At 36.8% G+C, this 16,559-nt stretch carries 19 protein-coding genes and 1 pseudogene; 6 read left to right on the top strand and 14 right to left on the bottom strand.

The annotated features are described in order from the left end of the window. Positions 1–158: 158 nt before the first annotated feature. From FW754_RS03305 to FW754_RS03280, 6 genes and pseudogenes are all read right to left on the bottom strand, one after another. A complete protein-coding gene (locus tag FW754_RS03305) occupies positions 159–2,354 on the bottom strand; it encodes a hypothetical protein (RefSeq protein WP_446323854.1) in 2,196 nt (731 codons plus the stop codon). A 680-nt stretch (positions 2,355–3,034) separates the two neighbouring features. Continuing rightward, positions 3,035–3,352, bottom strand: a complete 318-nt coding sequence (locus FW754_RS03300) for a hypothetical protein (RefSeq protein ID WP_446323853.1) — start codon at positions 3,350–3,352, stop codon at positions 3,035–3,037. A 69-nt stretch (positions 3,353–3,421) separates the two neighbouring features. After that, entirely contained in the window at positions 3,422–4,012 is a 591-nt protein-coding gene (locus tag FW754_RS03295) for a lysozyme (RefSeq protein ID WP_446323887.1), read from the bottom strand. A 206-nt stretch (positions 4,013–4,218) separates the two neighbouring features. After that, on the bottom strand, positions 4,219–4,533 hold the full coding sequence (locus tag FW754_RS03290; protein WP_409512515.1) for a hypothetical protein: 315 nt from the start codon (positions 4,531–4,533) through the stop codon (positions 4,219–4,221). A 62-nt stretch (positions 4,534–4,595) separates the two neighbouring features. Further along, positions 4,596–4,811 carry a hypothetical protein gene (locus FW754_RS03285; RefSeq protein ID WP_446323886.1) on the bottom strand — a complete coding sequence of 72 codons (216 nt, stop codon included), beginning with the start codon at positions 4,809–4,811 and terminating at the stop codon, positions 4,596–4,598. Positions 4,812–4,854: 43 nt separating this feature from the next. Next, a pseudogene (locus tag FW754_RS03280) lies at positions 4,855–5,178 on the bottom strand (phage terminase large subunit); the annotation flags it as partial. A 16-nt stretch (positions 5,179–5,194) separates the two neighbouring features. On the opposite strand from FW754_RS03280, the gene FW754_RS03275 reads away from it, so the two are divergent. The 5 genes from FW754_RS03275 to csrA all read left to right on the top strand — a co-directional run bounded on the left by FW754_RS03275 (position 5,195) and on the right by csrA (position 8,272). Next, on the top strand, positions 5,195–5,659 hold the full coding sequence (locus tag FW754_RS03275) for a hypothetical protein (protein ID WP_446323852.1): 465 nt from the start codon (positions 5,195–5,197) through the stop codon (positions 5,657–5,659). Between the two features lie 138 nt (positions 5,660–5,797). Beyond that, positions 5,798–6,070, top strand: coding sequence for a hypothetical protein (locus FW754_RS03270; protein ID WP_446323851.1), 273 nt, complete (start codon positions 5,798–5,800; stop codon positions 6,068–6,070). Beyond that, the gene (locus tag FW754_RS03265; protein WP_446323850.1) at positions 6,070–6,285 is read left to right on the top strand and encodes a hypothetical protein; all 216 of its coding nucleotides are present in this window, start codon (positions 6,070–6,072) and stop codon (positions 6,283–6,285) included. Before FW754_RS03270 ends, FW754_RS03265 begins: the two co-directional genes overlap by 1 nt. A 211-nt stretch (positions 6,286–6,496) precedes the next feature. Then, positions 6,497–7,777, top strand: coding sequence for an aspartate kinase (locus tag FW754_RS03260; RefSeq protein ID WP_409511754.1), 1,281 nt, complete (start codon positions 6,497–6,499; stop codon positions 7,775–7,777). Positions 7,778–8,017: 240 nt separating this feature from the next. Then, positions 8,018–8,272 carry a carbon storage regulator CsrA gene (csrA, locus tag FW754_RS03255; protein ID WP_409511753.1) on the top strand — a complete coding sequence of 85 codons (255 nt, stop codon included), beginning with the start codon at positions 8,018–8,020 and terminating at the stop codon, positions 8,270–8,272. Positions 8,273–8,339: 67 nt separating this feature from the next. On the opposite strand, the gene rnhB is transcribed toward csrA, so the two are convergent. After that, positions 8,340–8,906 carry a ribonuclease HII gene (gene rnhB, locus FW754_RS03250; RefSeq protein ID WP_446323885.1) on the bottom strand — a complete coding sequence of 189 codons (567 nt, stop codon included), beginning with the start codon at positions 8,904–8,906 and terminating at the stop codon, positions 8,340–8,342. A gap of 61 nt (positions 8,907–8,967) precedes the next feature. Beyond that, on the bottom strand, positions 8,968–9,348 hold the full coding sequence (locus FW754_RS03245; RefSeq protein ID WP_446323849.1) for a hypothetical protein: 381 nt from the start codon (positions 9,346–9,348) through the stop codon (positions 8,968–8,970). Positions 9,349–9,596: 248 nt separating this feature from the next. Between FW754_RS03245 and FW754_RS03240 the strand changes: the two genes are divergently transcribed. Further along, positions 9,597–10,151: a cytochrome b gene (locus FW754_RS03240; RefSeq protein ID WP_409511760.1), complete on the top strand. Its 555-nt coding sequence runs from the start codon at positions 9,597–9,599 to the stop codon at positions 10,149–10,151. A gap of 710 nt (positions 10,152–10,861) precedes the next feature. Here the strand turns inward: FW754_RS03240 and FW754_RS03235 are convergent. The 6 genes from FW754_RS03235 to FW754_RS03210 all read right to left on the bottom strand — a co-directional run bounded on the left by FW754_RS03235 (position 10,862) and on the right by FW754_RS03210 (position 16,528). Next, a complete protein-coding gene (locus FW754_RS03235) occupies positions 10,862–11,206 on the bottom strand; it encodes a hypothetical protein (protein ID WP_446323848.1) in 345 nt (114 codons plus the stop codon). 93 nt (positions 11,207–11,299) lie between these two features. Next, complete coding sequence (locus tag FW754_RS03230) at positions 11,300–12,301, bottom strand: adenosine deaminase (RefSeq protein ID WP_446323847.1); 1,002 nt, start codon at positions 12,299–12,301, stop codon at positions 11,300–11,302. A 147-nt stretch (positions 12,302–12,448) separates the two neighbouring features. Then, a complete protein-coding gene (locus FW754_RS03225; protein WP_446323846.1) occupies positions 12,449–13,768 on the bottom strand; it encodes an NCS2 family permease in 1,320 nt (439 codons plus the stop codon). 337 nt (positions 13,769–14,105) lie between these two features. Continuing rightward, positions 14,106–14,306 carry a hypothetical protein gene (locus FW754_RS03220; RefSeq protein WP_409511747.1) on the bottom strand — a complete coding sequence of 67 codons (201 nt, stop codon included), beginning with the start codon at positions 14,304–14,306 and terminating at the stop codon, positions 14,106–14,108. Between the two features lie 262 nt (positions 14,307–14,568). Then, entirely contained in the window at positions 14,569–16,224 is a 1,656-nt protein-coding gene (gene actP / locus FW754_RS03215) for a cation/acetate symporter ActP (protein WP_446323845.1), read from the bottom strand. After that, complete coding sequence (locus tag FW754_RS03210; protein ID WP_446323844.1) at positions 16,217–16,528, bottom strand: DUF485 domain-containing protein; 312 nt, start codon at positions 16,526–16,528, stop codon at positions 16,217–16,219. The genes actP and FW754_RS03210 overlap by 8 nt, the downstream gene beginning before the upstream one ends. Positions 16,529–16,559 lie beyond the last annotated feature (31 nt).

Genomic DNA, 16,559 nt, shown 5'->3' with positions numbered 1-16,559 from the left:
TAGTTCTCATTTCGCATAAGAGATTTTATGTTAAATATAAAGACCTAAAAGTCCATCAATAGAGCTTCTATTTCCAAATAAAAATATCCGCTTTTAGAATATTCACTTTAATAAATAAAAATCACCTTAATTGGGGTGAATTTTATTTATGCAAAAATTTATTTATGTAAAGGATTATTTTTAAAGTATTCGTCCACTTTATTCCAAGGAGCTTTAGAAGCAACACCACTTAAAATATTGTTATTGACACCTTGGCATAATTCGCTATTCGGTGTTAAGTGAAAGTTATTTAGTGTTGGATCCATATAAGGCAATGAACCTGGCTGACGTTGGAAGTAAAAGTTTAACCCATCTATCATTGCTTCAAAGCCATAACCTTCCATGGCCCAAGCACTATTATGTCCACCCCAATGATGTCCAAATTCATGCGCAATAATTCGATAACCCGAAAGACGATAATGCCCATAATATAGCCAACCATCAACACCAAGAACCTGCCCTCCACCAAGGCCTCCCCCCATATTAGTCACACCTAAACTAATTTGACCGCGATTCAAAATTTCTTGGTATACACGTTTATAATCTTCTGCCTTATAAAAACCGTTATCACCTTCAACTCTTCCACTATTATCGAAGAAGTCATGCCCCATCACTGCTTTATGATTAAACCAAAGTGTTTCAAATTCAGGACTACTCAACATATATGCTAAATTAGTCATCATAATGACCCACTCACGTGCATATGCTGGCGTAATACGACACCACTTTCCTGGCTGATCATAAGTACCAAAGACAATTTTCCAACCAGCTTTAATGCTATTTAATTTTTGTACATGTACATCTGTATCTGATGTAATTTTCACTTCATCAAATAAATCGGCAGGAATTTCGGCAAAGCTACTAAGACCTTGTAACTGAACTGAGCCTTTACCATTAATCAAATTAAAGCGGGTATTTTCATCAATTTTAAGTTTAATCGCTGAATTTGAAAATGGTGTTAACCGATCCAAATTCGCAACCTCTACCCATTGATTACTTTGACGTAATTTACCTTCAATTTTGAGGTTAGTTACAGGAGCGGCACTATAACTTTGTAAGCGTAATCCTGATCCATCAAACGATACCGACAAAATTTTGTTTATAAGCACATTACGCTGTGTTGTATTTGTCAACGTAGCCCAGCTCTCACCATCTTGTAGCATTCTGGTCTGTTCTGTCGCCTGTGACTCTAGTAATCCTATAGATTTTACAGGGTCATTAGAAACAACTTGCTGAATTTTACGTAGTGGTAAAGCAATAATTTTTTGATTAGACAGTGTATAAATAGTATCGCCATATACTGTTAAATCTAAAGATTTAGGTAAGTTTTGCGATGTGGTTTGCCCTTTTATACGGTATTGCTGAACAGAATCAACAGCATTATTTGGTATCGCAGTACTTGCACTTAGCAAATTTTCTTTTGAAAAACTTAAAATCTTACCGCTTGGCTGTGCTGCATACAGTAAATTATCTTGCGCACTGTGAACTACTGTTGCAATTGAATTTTGTGTTTTTATTGGTTGAATTAATGAATTTGTATCAGTGGCCTCTGTAATAGATTTAATATCATATACATACGTATGGCCATTTGTAGTGCTTGCATAAAGCTGATCACCAACAACTTCTAACCGTGGTGCACAATTAGATGTACAGCCTGGTAACGACAAACGATTGAGTTTACGTATCGCTTTTGCTGTCACAGCATCCTGAGTCCACACATTAATTCGATTCAGTTGATCTGCAACAAACACATATTTATCATTAGCTGTAACAGAACTTGGATTGGTCATTGCATAAAATGGTTGCCCACCATTCAGAGAACCTGTTCCTAAAGACATAATAAAATTAGGGTTTTCAGTAGAAATATCAAAAATATCTACTCTATGATTCGCAGATGCAGATACGTAAAGACGATTGTTTGAAATATGAATATCACTAATATCAGTCCAAGTTGTAGCAGTATTACCAAATGCATTTTCAGCCGTTAATGCTGTAAGAGTTTTCTTATTTTTTACATCATAACGTAAGATTTTTGCAGGTGAGGTACTATCTGCAATATATAAAATATCACCACTCAGTTGAATCGCTTTAGGATTCCAAGCTTCAAGCGAAAAACTTGATGCTGTTAACTCAGAGGAAATGTCTGCTAAACGAATAGATTCATCTGTATTTTGTACAGGAGGCTTTACTGGCCGATTAATCTCAGGCTTGGGACTGATTGTATCTTGAGATGAATTCGATTGACTTGAGTCACCTCCACCGCCACACCCCGACATAATTAAGGCAACACCTGCGCCTAAAATTCTTAATTTCACTTATTCACCAAAATATAAATATTATTAATCAATACTTTATATCTTGAATAATCATATAATCCTAGTGAAATAAATGAGACAAAAATCAATAGCTTCAATAGTATTCATGTGATTTTCACGGTATTAAACTAATTTTAGAGTTATTTGGCATTTTTATTTTTGTTTTTAAGATTATTTTTTCTGCTACTGAATGGGCTTTCCCAAGCCTGATCTAAAAATATAGAGCATAAAAAAGCCCAACATCCTGTTGAGCTTTTTTACATATTTGATGCTTTAGGTATAACTCCTGTCGTACCTTTAACATTTCCTTGTTCTTTCGTTTATTTTTATTTTATGGAGCATCCTACTCTCTATGTATTCATGATAAGAAATTGTGTTCCATTGGTATATTGGCAAAATCCTTCAATGCTTGTGCGCCTAGGCGTACAACACGCTAAAATTATCCCAAGATTTGTCCGCAGAAATTGGGAATAATTTAAGCACTGGATGAATTGATAACACAGATGAAACGCCCAATTTGATTAAAAAACGATCAGGTTTATTGGCGAAATATACCAGTTTTGTTCATAAAAAACCCGATATGTTTCTATATCGGCTTTTGGCTAGTTTTTTGAATTTTTGATTGAGGCTAATTGATTGATATTACATGGTTATTACAAATCGACTTCGCATCACCTCCATTATGTTAAATGGGAGTTATTTTGCGTAGCCTTATACTTATTAAATGCTTGAAGCATTCCCTCTTTCTGTTTTTTGGAAGCATCTGGATATGAGTAAAATCTTTCATAGTCTTTTCTAAATTGGTTGCTTTCAATTCTCTTAGCTAAACCATCAATAAAATCTTTTCCTTGAGTTAGATACTGTTGAATCGTCTGTTCATCTAGGCACATAGTTTTTTCCCAAGAAATTGCACTCATATTTATAAGAACATTGAGATATATACCTTCGCTATTTTTATATAGCTCCCAAAAACAAGGTTCTATTTCTATAAGCTGCATTTTAGTAGTACCCCTAAATTTTTAATTATTTCTAAAATTAACATAATACACCTTATGCGAGATAGCCCTCTAGAGGGCTTTCTCGAACAGCTTTCGCTCAATAGTACGACGATTCACAAGCCCTTGCATCACCATGCCACCACCCTTATTCCAAACAGCAAACTGAGTAGCTGCAGCTTTATAATCACCAAGATTCAATTTTTTAAGCAACGTGGATTCTTTAAAAGCACCTGTACCAATATTATAAGTCAGCGATATCAATGCATCGAACTGATTCTGATTGATCGGCACAGTTACACCACTATTCACAGCGAATTCAAATTTCTTTAAATCTTGTGCCATATACGCTTTGGCTTGTGCTTCGGTGCAAGTATCCCCTTTTTTAACCTTGGTGCCATTGGGATAAATTGTGGTACCAAAACCAATCGTCCATACGCCAACACCATCATCGTACGCTTTAAGTTTTAAACCTTCAAAACTGCAGATTAAAGTAATGCCCGAAGCGCTGACTGATTTTGCTTTTTGTTGAAAGCCTGAAACCAAGTGATTAATTTGATCAACTTGCACTTGTGATAAAGATCCCCCCGCTAATTTCCGAAAATTACTAAAGAGATTCGCCAAATTATCATCCGTATTCGGAACAGCTGCGAAACTTTGCATTTGGTGTAATTGTGGTTGATAAATTTTACGACCGATAAAGGCTAAAAGTGGCAGTACTGTACCAATAATAATTGGCTCATATGCTTTCGGTACCAATTCAAAATCTAAAGCCCATTGCAATGCAGGAATAAGCACAAGCAATAAAAAAGCCCCCAACATTGGGAGCTTTACGGATAAATGCTTGAATGCACTTTCATTGATTAATTTCATTTACTATCCTCTCTATGACTTTGAATAATTGCCATATCTTGTTTAAGTTGATTAATTGAATTGATCGTCCAGGTTCCACCTGAAATTGCCACCCCAAGCACAATACCAAGCCCCCACTTCAACATGGCAATTGCGCCTTGGGCTTTGTGATTCTGCTGTTCTAGTGCCTCCACTTTTACCCGTTGCTGATCAAGTGCTTGGTGGTATCCCTTATTAATTGCGTTTGTTTCCACCAACTGCTCAGAAACTTTTTGAAGTTTATCTGCGACTTCATTTAACTTTTTCCACAGTGATGCACTTGGCTCATTCACGTACGCCCCCTTATTTTTGGCAATAAAAAAGCACTCGATTGAGTGCTTGTATTTGAGTAATTTCAGACTTCAATCTGAACCATAGTTCCCGACGGTGCAGACCTTTTAATTTCATTGTTTGAGATAAAAACTCGATCCCCTGTTTTATATACAACCGCACTTGTACACATCACCAAGCCTGAATTATCAGAAACCAAGACTTTATAGTTTGGGTGATTTGATGATGTGATTGTGCCAACAAATTCGGGGGCCTTCCCATGTGTATGCTTTGTGTCTATCTAGAAATTTTTTTGCTTGTTCATTAAGTTCGGGAGCAGTTCATTTCCCTCTAAGCATATCAATAATGTAAAGCTTTCCATCCACACCAAGGCCTGCCAACATAAATACGGACCAATCGTTGTGTTCCTTGATTTTTTGAGCTGTATCAACAAAAACTGCACGCCATTGCAGTTGTGGCAATTCCTTATATCGCCCAAACCACTCACCTTTAATCAAATCACCGCCTAGCTTCTTAGGATTCTGCTGATACTGGCTGCTAAACGTATACCTAGATACTGTGGCACCATCTTTGTCTTTACCGCCTTTTTCAAGCTGCAGCAGAGATTTTAGAGTTTCTTTTTTCGGCCAATAGCTTTGACGACCTTGGTTAACTGAGGAAAAATTGCTTGAACTAGATCCAGAGCAATATACACCAAAGATTGAGATTATCTCTCAAGAGAATGTGACCACTTCTGAAGACAGCTTGATAAATGAAACTGTTGAGCAAGGCGACCCTGAACATCAAAAGCATTTAGATGCAATCCTTGACGCGGTAAATAATGCTCAAACACCAATCGGGGTTAATGCACATATTCGCTATACAAAATCTTGGACTGAGGAACAGCGAAAACCTGTTATTCAGGCTATGAATAAGCGATTGATCGAACTGAATGATCAAAAAGAAAAAGCAGTGACAGAACCACCTTCATTAATGGTACAGATTCAAAATACTCAAAATGAGCATGAGTTAAATGAACTCTTGCCTGAAATTCGCTCTCGTCACGCTGATATTCAACCAAAGCTAATGGACCTTGTTAAGAAGCGTCGCTTTGAATTGTTAAATCAGGGTTCGCAGGTGGCTTCATGAAATTCAACTATTCCTCTATCACCCGAACACTCACTGTGTTCGGAGTGAAAATGAACCATATTTTTAGAACGTTAGTGTTGGTGAAATTGAAGAATTGATCATTGACGCGAAATTCAAAGAAGCGAATTGGAGAGCGTGATGCAAACAAACCAACTTGAAATCAAAAGCATCAATTTAAATGAGGCACCTAGCGTTATTGCTCAAGATGTTTTTAGTAAAGCCGTTTCTCCCCTCATTAGCATTCTTGAAAATGAAGGTCGCGAATCAGTTAAAGAATTTACGTTCTGTTCAATGTGGTTGGCTATGGGCTTGTATGTAAATAATTTAAGTACACCCGATGCTGAAAAAGCATTAAACCACGCAACAACAAATGTAATTGAACAGTTAAAAAAAATGCGAGGTGAAGCCTAATGGATAGATACTTAACATCTAACAATATTTGCGAGATGTTTCACATAACTAAGCGCACATTAAATAGATGGCAAGCTAAAACACCTTGGGGGATTCCATTCCCTGCCCCTGCTTTTAGTTCTGACGGTGGCACGATGAAACGCTATCTAACTAGTGACGTAGAAGCATGGGAACAAAAATGCCAAAATGTAGACCAACCCAAAAAGGCAATCTAGAGTGCAAAAGGGTTAAAAACTATAAGACTTTATGGTATTTAGCCCCTTCCAGTGATTGTTAGCGCATTTGCCATACTATATACTGTCCCCCAAATTTACGTCTTGCGAAAAAACTTCAGTATTTTCATTAGTGTACATATATGCGTACATAATGAAATTATTAGCAAGAATATGTAACCTTTACCTGTAATAATTCAAGGGTTTAAGTGTCATGGCATTAATCGTTCAAAAATATGGCGGTACCTCTATGGGTACTCCCGAGCGCATTTTAAATGTTGCTCGTCGTGTGAAGCGCTGGCACGATCATGGTCACAAAGTGGTTGTGGTCGTTTCAGCAATGAGTGGAGAAACCAATCGCCTACTTGCTTTAGCGAAAGCCATTACCGAAACCCCTGATCCTCGTGAACTTGACCAAATGGTGTCTACGGGTGAACAGGTAACGATTTCAATGTTAGCAATGGCACTCAATTCAATTGGTGTTGATGCTAAATCGCTTACAGGCCGCCAAGTTGGCATTAAAACCGATAGCGCATTCAATAAAGCACGCATTGAGTCAATTGATACCGATGTTATGACTGGTCATTTAGATGCAGGTCGTGTGATTGTCGTTGCGGGTTTCCAAGGCTTTGATGCTGATGGCAACACCACAACTTTAGGCCGTGGTGGTTCAGACACTTCAGGCGTAGCACTTGCTGCTGCACTCAAAGCAGATGAATGTCAGATTTATACCGATGTTGATGGTGTTTACACCACTGACCCTCGTGTTGCTCCGAAAGCCAAAAAAATTGATCGCATTTCATTTGAAGAAATGCTTGAAATGGCATCTTTGGGTTCAAAAGTTCTACAGATTCGTTCTGTTGAATTTGCAGGGAAATATCAAGTACCTTTACGTGTATTATCAAGTTTTGATAATGACAATGATGGCGCATTCGACGAAGAATTTAAAAAGAACGTCGGGACACTAATCACTACTGAAGCGGAAGACAACATGGAAAATCCAATTATCTCGGGTATTGCGTTCAATCGTGACGAAGCTAAATTGACTATTTTGGGTGTGCCTGATGAACCAGGTATTGCATCTAAAATCTTATCTCCAATTGGTGCTGCAAACATTGAAGTGGATATGATTATCCAAAATGTTGAAGAAGATGGTACAACTGACTTCACATTTACTGTTAACCGTAGTGAATTAAATAAAGCCAAAGCTATTCTTGAAGCAACGGCAAAAGCAATTGGTGCACGTGAAGTTGCAACACGTGGTGACATTGTCAAAGTGTCTATCGTGGGTGTTGGTATGCGTTCACATGCTGGTGTAGCAAGTAAAATGTTCACTGCTCTTGCAGATGAAAGTATCAATATTTTAATGATTTCAACTTCTGAAATTAAAATTTCAGTGATTATTGAAGAAAATTATCTTGAGCTAGCTGTACGTGCATTACATACTGCTTTCGGTTTAGACCGTGAACATGGTGAGTCTAGCGTTCGCGGATAATTTTGAAACACTTATCATAAATTAATCGTTCACATAGGCGATAAAATACGAGAGCCGCTATAGTTTTTTCTGTAGTGGCTCTGTTATATTAGCGCTGAGGGTTTTTTATAAAATTTCAATAGATCGATAAGAATTGCTTAATTCGTCACATTTTTCTGTTAAAATTTTATCGAATACTGAGGTTGTTGCTTTCTATTTGAAATAACTATCGCAGGTTTAGCGTTTTGCAAGGAGATAAACATGCTGATTCTGACCCGTCGTGTCGGAGAAACATTAATGATTGGAGATCAAGTCAGTGTAACTGTGCTTGGTGTCAAAGGTAATCAGGTACGTATTGGTGTCAATGCACCTAAAGAAGTATCTGTACATCGTGAAGAAATCTATCAACGTATTCAACACGAACGTGCAATGCATGAACATTTGCAGCACATTGATCAGGAATATCAACCATCTTTTGAGGATGCTAATTTCCAACAAAACGATTTTAACCGATAAGGTTTGATGGTTTTAAAGATAAAGTGGCTCACAAGGCCACTTTAAATTTATCAAATGTTCAAAAATATTATAATCCTAGTGCTTTTTTCACAGGAGCATAGCTACGGCGATGTTCATCAATTACGCCATGTTCTGCAATGGCTTCAAAATGTGCTTTTGTTGGATAGCCTTTGTGTTTCGCAAAACCATATTGTGGATATTTAGCATCCATTTCAACCATTTGATGGTCACGAGTCACTTTCGCTAAAATACTTGCAGCAGAAATATCAGCATGTAAAGCATCCCCACCAACAACTGCTTCACAACTCATCTGTAAACCTAATGGAATTTTATTACCATCGACACGTACATGTTCGGGAGTAATTTTTAGCCCTTCTACCGCACGGCGCATGGCAAGCAATGAGGCCTGTAAAATATTGATTTCATCAATTTCTGTATGCGATGCTTCTGCAATACACCAAGCCAATGCTTTTTCTTGAATCTCAACAAAGAGCTTTTCACGTTTTTTTTCAGTGAGCTTTTTAGAGTCGTTCAATCCTTCAATCGGATTATTTGGGTCAAGAATGACTGCTGCCGCTACAACAGAACCAACCAATGGTCCTCGACCTGCTTCATCCGTACCTGCGATATACATATACACGTTCCACTCGTAAAAAAAAGACTGAATAATCAGTCCTTTTTATTTTACCATAAGATTACTTCACTGCTTCAGCAACACATGCATTGATGGTTTTACTGACCGCATTTGAAACAATTGTTGCACGTGCCGATGGATCAATAGCTGCTGTTGCAAGATCTACAGCCGTTACACTTTCTGGTGCTTTTTCACTGACACAACCACAAATTTCAGACTGAATATTGGTTCTTTGTGTATCTGTCATCAATACCGTTGCGGTTTTCCATGCGGGTAAGTTATTTAATTCAGTCGTACATTTCGCATTTATTGCAATTTTTAATGCTGCATTTCCTAATGTTTGCGTCATTGATGGTGTTGCATTTCCTCCGGTAGAATCTGTCGTTGTACACGCAGAAAGAACCAAAACCAACGGAGTAAATACCGCAATCAGTTTATTCACAATATGACCTTTTTATACTTAAAAAAATTATTCAGCTATTTTGCCTAAACTCAACGACAGTGGATAGCCAAATTATTCAGCATTCATGTAGTTGTCTATTATTAGGACAAAAAAATAGGAGTACCATTTTCATAATGCATTTTATATGACTCTGCGTTGCATTTTTAAAACACTCCGTTGAATTTTTACCAATGTTTCTCAACATAAAAGCCCCTATCATGTTCGAAAATACAGAAGATGACTTCACTATGCAGACACAAAATGCTTATTACACAAGAACAGCTCAGTGGCTCCATTGGATTATGGCCGTTATTTTTATTGCAGCATGGCTTGTAGGTTTCTATAGCGGTAATTTTTTAAGTTATGACGTGGATGGCTCATTTAAAGGTACTGTGATTACCTTTCATAAAAATATTGCAACTGTCATTTTATTTTTGGTCGTGATTCGTCTTTTTTGGCGATATACCCATCCTGCGCCAAAACTCCCTGATAGCATGTCGCCTATGATGAAAACATTGGCACATTTAGGGCATTTGGCATTGTATGTGATGTTACTTGCTTTACCAATTACGGGCTGTTTATTCAGTTGGAGTGCCGGACATCCTGCCCCAGTGTTGTACTTATTTGAAATACCTCGTTTAGTTCAAGAAAATGATGATATTTTAATGATTGTCAAACCGTTGCATATTTATTTGTCTTGGGCTGTGGGTTTGCTGATTGTTGGGCATATTGCAGCAGCACTTAAACATCATTTTATTGATAAAGATAATATTTTACGTAGTATGCTCCGTCAAAAAGATTAAACCTTTTAACCCAATGCCAATACTAAAAAAGCCGATCAAGACCTCTTGCCTTGATCGGCTTTTATTTTGAATCAACATGAGTCAACGTTAATTTTTATTATTCACATTTATCTTTTTGCCTATTGGCTTTTAAGTCAACAATAACCGACATACAAATAGCTAATTTTCCTAAACCTTTTGCTGTGGATCAAAAACAATTTTCACAGGAAAATAGCGTACAATTTTAGTGAAATTGCCCTTTGCATTATCGGCTGGTAGCAACGCTAAATCGAAGCCACTACTGCGTGAAATACTGTCTAAAGTACCGAAAAATGTACTTATCGCCTTATGACAATTTAGACAATTGCGTTTCTTTTAAATTGGCTTCAATCCATAAATAATCTAAAGGTGCAATCACGAAAAGGCTTCTACCGACACTCAATTTCTCTCACTTTACGAGAAGACACTGTTCCATCTCTTGGTGCAATCAGTTGAGTCGCCCTCAAAGTATTTTCACTATGATGTAAACCTGCTTAAGCTACACTTAACTCAGTCGTCAAACTTGCTCTTTGTGCCTGTAAAACTTTAATATTTTGTTCATTTTTTTGAATTTTTACTTTATAAAATTCAATTATTTGTATTTATTTTCAACATACCTATTTTTGACATTTCCCTATCTATCATTCAGTTGCATATATCTGAAAAGAATCCATCTAAAAATTTCTTTAAACCTACTTCAAAAGTTCTTGTGTACAACCTTTGATACTATTCACCACAGCATTCTGAATGAGTTTATTTTTTGCAGATTCATTAATTGTTGCCATTAATACATCCTTACTTGAAACGTCATTTAAAGCATTTTCACTGACACATCCACAAATCTTTTTTTGTGCATGATCTTGTTTTGATGTCGACCAAAAAAATGAAGACGCTTGCCAAATTTTATTGGCTTTCAATTCACTGCCACATTGTTGTTCAATGAGTGGCTTTAACATTTTTTGTGCCACAGACTGATTCTTTGTTACATTATTGGTAGCATAACTCACCCAACTCACAAAAATAGTTATCATTAACATCAATAAAACTTTCACAGCTTTTCCTCAAAATTTTAAAACAACAAAAAAGCAGTGAATTGACACTGCTTTTTTGAGATTTAATTCATATTTAAATTAAACCAAAGCATCAATTTTTGCATTCCACTTATTTTTTTCTTCAGCAGAAATAAATGAAGCGTCAAATGAGTTTTTAGCTAATGTTTTCAACTCTATATCGGTCAAATCAAGTGCTTCTGCAATCGCAATAAAGTTATCATTCATATAACCACCAAAGTAAGATGGATCATCTGAATTCACTGTAACATGCACGCCTTGTTGCAATAGACGGTGAATATTATGTTCAGCCATATCCTGAACAACTTTTAGCTTTAAATTGCTCAGTGGACACACTGTTAAAGGCATCTTTTCAGCAATTAAACGTTGCATTAGTTTTGGATCTTCTTCAGAACGTACACCATGATCAATACGGTTTACTTTCAATAAATCTAAAGCTTCCCAAACATATTCAGCTGGCCCTTCTTCACCTGCATGTGCAACGATAAGAAAGCCTGCTTCATGTGCTTTAGCAAAAACACGCTCAAATTTTGAAGGTGGATGACCCACTTCACTTGAATCTAGACCCACGGCAATAATTTGATCTTTAAACGGTAAAGCTTGCTCAAGTGTTGCAAAAGCAGCTTCTTCGCTCAAATGACGTAAAAAACACATAATCAAATGCGAGCTAATGCCTAATTTGACTTTGGCATCATCACAGGCACGTTGTAAACCATTAATTACAGTTGCAAAAGCAACTCCACGGTCAGTATGAGTTTGTGGATCAAAGAACATTTCTGTATGTACGACTTGATCTTCAGCACATTTTTCAAAATATGCCCAAGCCAAATCATAAAAATCTTGTTCGTGAATCAGTACATTTGCCCCTGCATAATAAATGTCGAGAAAAGACTGTAAATTATGGAAGTTATAGGCTTGTTTAACTTCTTCTACCGATTTATAGGGAATATCAATGTTATTACGCTGAGCAATGGCAAACATGAGTTCAGGCTCAAACGTTCCTTCAATGTGTACGTGTAATTCTGCTTTGGGTAAAGCACGAATGAGTTCTAAGCGATTCATGTTACGTTCCTCGAATAAATCTTTTTTCATATGTATTGATCTATTAATGGATCATCATTCATCAATACACAAGAGATATAAAATTAAAAAAATTGAAAATAAAAAAGGGTGCAAACTGAGTTTACACCCTTCAATAGCAATGAAAAATTAGCCACCAAATGCAACGAATTTAATCACCCAAAGTACAGCAATAATCCACACCATATACGGTACAGTTTTCGCTTTACCTGTAAACAATTTCACCAAAGCATAGCTAATAAAACCCATTGCAATACCATCGGCAATTGAATAGGTAAATGGCATAAATACGATGGTTAAAAATGCTGGAACGGCTTCTGTAATGTCATCCCATTCAATATTGGTGATGCCCTGAATCATCAATACACCCACAAATAATAATGCTGGTGCAGTAGCAAAACCTGGAACAGATTGAGCCAATGGTGCAAGGAACAAACACGCAATAAACAATAGACCAACGACAACTGCTGTTAAACCTGTACGTCCACCTGCAGCAACTCCTGCTGAAGATTCAATATAAGGTGTTGTTGAAGATGTACCTAAAGCTGCACCAGCAACAATTGCAGTCGAATCAGCAAATAAAGCCTTTTTCAAACGTGGCAATTTACCGTCTTTGAGTAAGCCTGCACGATGTGAAACGCCAACCAATGTTCCTGTTGAGTCAAACAAATCGACCAAGAAAAAGACGAAAATCACACCCACTAAACTTGCGGTAAATAGACCTTCAAAGTTCATTTGTAAGAATGTTGGTGCAATAGAAGGAATTGTTCCAACCACACCTTTAAACTCATTCAAGCCTAATGCTGTTGCAAGACCTGTCACGACTAAAATACTGATAATAATTGCGCCACGCACTTTAAAGAAATGCATAACCACAATCATAAGAAAGCCTAAAAGCGTCAGTAAAACTGTTGGTTTACTTAAATCGCCTAAACCTACTAGCGTTGCTTGATTAGCAACAATAATTCCTGAGTTTTTCAATGCAACTAATGCAAGGAATAAACCAATACCACCACCAATGGCAAACTTCAAAGACATTGGAATAGCATTGACAATCGCTTCACGAATTTTAAACATGCTAATTGCAATAAATACTAAGCCTGATACAAAAACAGCTGCTAAAGCAGTTTGCCAAGGTACACCCATGCCTAAACATACCGAGTACGTGAAATAAGCGTTTAAGCCCATTCCCGGTGCCAGTGCAATTGGATAGTTTGCAACAATACCCATGACCAAACAGCCAATTGCAGCAGCCAAACAGGTTGCAACAAAAACAGCACCATGATCCATACCTGTTTCAGAGAGAATCAACGGATTCACAATGATGATGTAACACATTGTCAAAAATGTCGTTAAACCCGCAAGGATTTCGGTTTTGAACGTTGTTTTATTCTCGCTGAGTTTAAATAAGCGTTCGAGCAAACCCGCTGAAGGATTTGGATTCGTCATTGTAGAGCCCCTGCAATTTGAGCTATGCGGAAGAAAATGATCTATTTAAAGATGCATGCCAAGTCAGCAAAATGCATTCAATAAATGTACCAAGAATAAGTAATAGATATAAATAAATTGAATGAAAAAAGCTGCATCATTTGCAGCTTTCTATACAATTGATTTCAATCAGGCTTATACACCTGAAACATTCATACCCTTTAATATTTAAAATTATAACATACTGTTTTAAAAAAATTAGCATCTCACGATAAGCGTATGTAAACGCATTAGACATTTCTTTATTGTGCTTTCTCAACATACGCTTAAAAACTGACAATAATCATTTATACTGAATCTAATTCAATGCATTATTTTCTGTGAGTAAATGCTGATTATAAGGATTACTTTCAATTATTTTAATCGACTGATGTGCATCCTTAATAATCTGTATCACTTCTGCCTGCTTTCTCTTTTTTTGCACATCAAGATAAGATAAATACCCCACGCAGAGTATTACGCTTAAACCCACACCAATCGGTAACATCAATTTATACATTTTAATGACCCATATTCTTATTATTGCTCAATAATTATATACAAACGATCATGTCCCAATGATTTTTTTATTACATAATAAGCTTAATCACCATCATTTTTTTTGATGCGTTATTTCATTAAATTGTCACTCAATTTTGTTATGTAAACAAACTCTCAAGCATTAATTAGAATAGCTGAGAGTTTGTTTATTTGAAAATTAGTTTTATTCATTCAAAGTTCTAATGACTAAACCCCACTGATCATAAGCCTATTAATAATGACTAGTGCATTGGAACTTCTTCCAAATCTTGCTGTCTTGCACCAAGTTCTGACCGTACGACTTGTTGTTCAAAACCCGCTCGATCAATTACGGCACGCTCACTTCGATCCATCAATGAGACAACACAACTCACAATAAAAGCTAAAGGCATCGAAAATAATGCAGGATTATCATAGGGGAAAATAGCTATTGCATGCCCCATCACCCCGACCCATACCGTTGGTGATAAAACTACAAAAATGATTGCAGAAATAATTCCTGTAAAACCACCCCAAATTGCGCCACGAGTCGTTAAATCTTTCCAATACATTGCCAAAAACAAAACCGGAAAATTTGCAGATGCAGCAATGCCAAAAGTCAGCCCCATCAGAAAGGTAATATTCATTTTTTCAAAAAGGATGCCGCAAGCAATTGCAATTATTCCCAATCCAATCACAGCAAAACGTGAAACTGCCATTTCTTGTTTTTCAGTTGCTTCACCTTTTTTGATTACTTTTTGGAACAAATCATGTGAAATAGCAGATGCACCCGCAAGCGTTAAACCTGCCACTACAGCCAAAATCGTTGCAAATGCGACAGCAGACAAGAAACCAAGTAATAAATTACCACCGAGCGCGCCAGCTAAATGAATTGCAACCATATTTGAGCCACCGATGAGCTCACCACCGACGATTCCATCGACATAGAAATTTGGATTTGTTCCTATAATCGTCACAGCAGCAAGTCCGAGAATGCATACTAAAATAAAGAAATAACCAATATAACCAGATGCATAAAATACCGATTTACGTGCATCTTGTGCATTAGAAACAGTAAAGAATCGCATAAGAATATGTGGCAAACCCGCTAAACCAAAAATTAGACCAATGGATGTAGAAAGTGCATTAATTGGATTTGAAAGCATTGAACCAGGTTCAAGTACTTTCTGCCCAAGTTGATGATTTTGTACAGCCGCAGCAGCTAAACGATCAAAACTAAAGCCAAAATAACGCAGACATAAAAAGACCAATAGCGTACCACCAAACAATAGTAAAATAGCTTTTACGATTTGAATCCATGTCGTTGCGAGCATGCCACCAAACATGACATATACCAGCATTAAACAGCCAACTAGCATAACTGCAAATTTATAATCAATACCAAATAAAAGCTTAATTAACTGTCCTGCACCGACCATTTGTAGTAATAAATAACAACTCACTACAATCAGGGAACCACACGTTGCAAGAATACGCGTTTTTGACGGATCTAAACGATATGAGACAATATCTGCAAAAGTATATTTACCTAAATTCCTTAAACGCTCCGCCATTAAAAAAGTCAAAATTGGCCAACATACAAAGAATCCCGTGACATAAATAAAACCATCATACCCTTTAAAAAATACCATACTCGATGCACCAAGTAAGGTTGAGGCAGACATATAATCACCCGCGATCGCTAAACCATTTTGTTGCGCAGAAATTGAGCCTCCTGCGGTATAAAAATCATCTTTAGAGTGTATTTTTCTCGCTGCATGCCATGTAATGAGTAATGTAATTCCAACAATCACGCAAAACATGCTAATTGCAGTCCAATTAAGTGAGTGTATCTTAGTCGCAGCTTGAGCTTTACTCGTAAAACCCATTATTAGAATAGAAAGTACATATTTATTCATATTGATACTCCCTTTTAAGCTGTGCTTTGACTTGGTCAAAATGGCGATTGGTTATATAAATATATACCCCTGTAATGAACCAACTTAAAATAATCACTAGAGCTGCGATAGGCATGCCAACCGTAATAGATTGATTGCCAAGTGTTTGTGCCAATAGTTGCGGATTAAAGCATGCCACACCTATAAATATGAAATAAATCAATAAGACACTCATACTCAACCACATAGCAAAACGATTTCGTGATTTGACCATATTTTTAAATGTCGCATCATTTATGATGGCGTCTTCTATTTGTTGTTTCATTATAATTACTCCCTGTTATGCCCGTTTTTAA

The sequence above is a fragment of the Acinetobacter sp. 1207_04 genome (genome assembly GCF_052850415.1).
The sequence above is the reverse complement of the archived record's forward strand: the minus strand, read 5'-3'. Positions and strand labels throughout refer to the sequence as shown.

Excerpts from the sequence above, each read along its gene's own strand:
- FW754_RS03210 (WP_446323844.1), bottom strand. The coding sequence starts at position 16,528 with ATGAAACAACAAATAGAAGACGCCATCATAAATGATGCGACATTTAAA.
- FW754_RS03260 (WP_409511754.1), top strand. The coding sequence starts at position 6,497 with ATGGCATTAATCGTTCAAAAATATGGCGGTACCTCTATGGGTACTCCC.
- FW754_RS03230 (WP_446323847.1), bottom strand. The coding sequence starts at position 12,301 with ATGAATCGCTTAGAACTCATTCGTGCTTTACCCAAAGCAGAATTACAC.
- csrA (WP_409511753.1), top strand. The coding sequence starts at position 8,018 with ATGCTGATTCTGACCCGTCGTGTCGGAGAAACATTAATGATTGGAGAT.
- FW754_RS03240 (WP_409511760.1), top strand. The coding sequence starts at position 9,597 with ATGCAGACACAAAATGCTTATTACACAAGAACAGCTCAGTGGCTCCAT.
- FW754_RS03220 (WP_409511747.1), bottom strand. The coding sequence starts at position 14,306 with ATGTATAAATTGATGTTACCGATTGGTGTGGGTTTAAGCGTAATACTC.
- FW754_RS03270 (WP_446323851.1), top strand. The coding sequence starts at position 5,798 with ATGCAAACAAACCAACTTGAAATCAAAAGCATCAATTTAAATGAGGCA.
- FW754_RS03300 (WP_446323853.1), bottom strand. The coding sequence starts at position 3,352 with ATGCAGCTTATAGAAATAGAACCTTGTTTTTGGGAGCTATATAAAAAT.
- FW754_RS03295 (WP_446323887.1), bottom strand. The coding sequence starts at position 4,012 with ATGCAAAGTTTCGCAGCTGTTCCGAATACGGATGATAATTTGGCGAAT.
- FW754_RS03235 (WP_446323848.1), bottom strand. The coding sequence starts at position 11,206 with ATGTTAATGATAACTATTTTTGTGAGTTGGGTGAGTTATGCTACCAAT.
- rnhB (WP_446323885.1), bottom strand. The coding sequence starts at position 8,906 with ATGTATATCGCAGGTACGGATGAAGCAGGTCGAGGACCATTGGTTGGT.
- FW754_RS03225 (WP_446323846.1), bottom strand. The coding sequence starts at position 13,768 with ATGACGAATCCAAATCCTTCAGCGGGTTTGCTCGAACGCTTATTTAAA.
- actP (WP_446323845.1), bottom strand. The coding sequence starts at position 16,224 with ATGAATAAATATGTACTTTCTATTCTAATAATGGGTTTTACGAGTAAA.
- FW754_RS03265 (WP_446323850.1), top strand. The coding sequence starts at position 6,070 with ATGGATAGATACTTAACATCTAACAATATTTGCGAGATGTTTCACATA.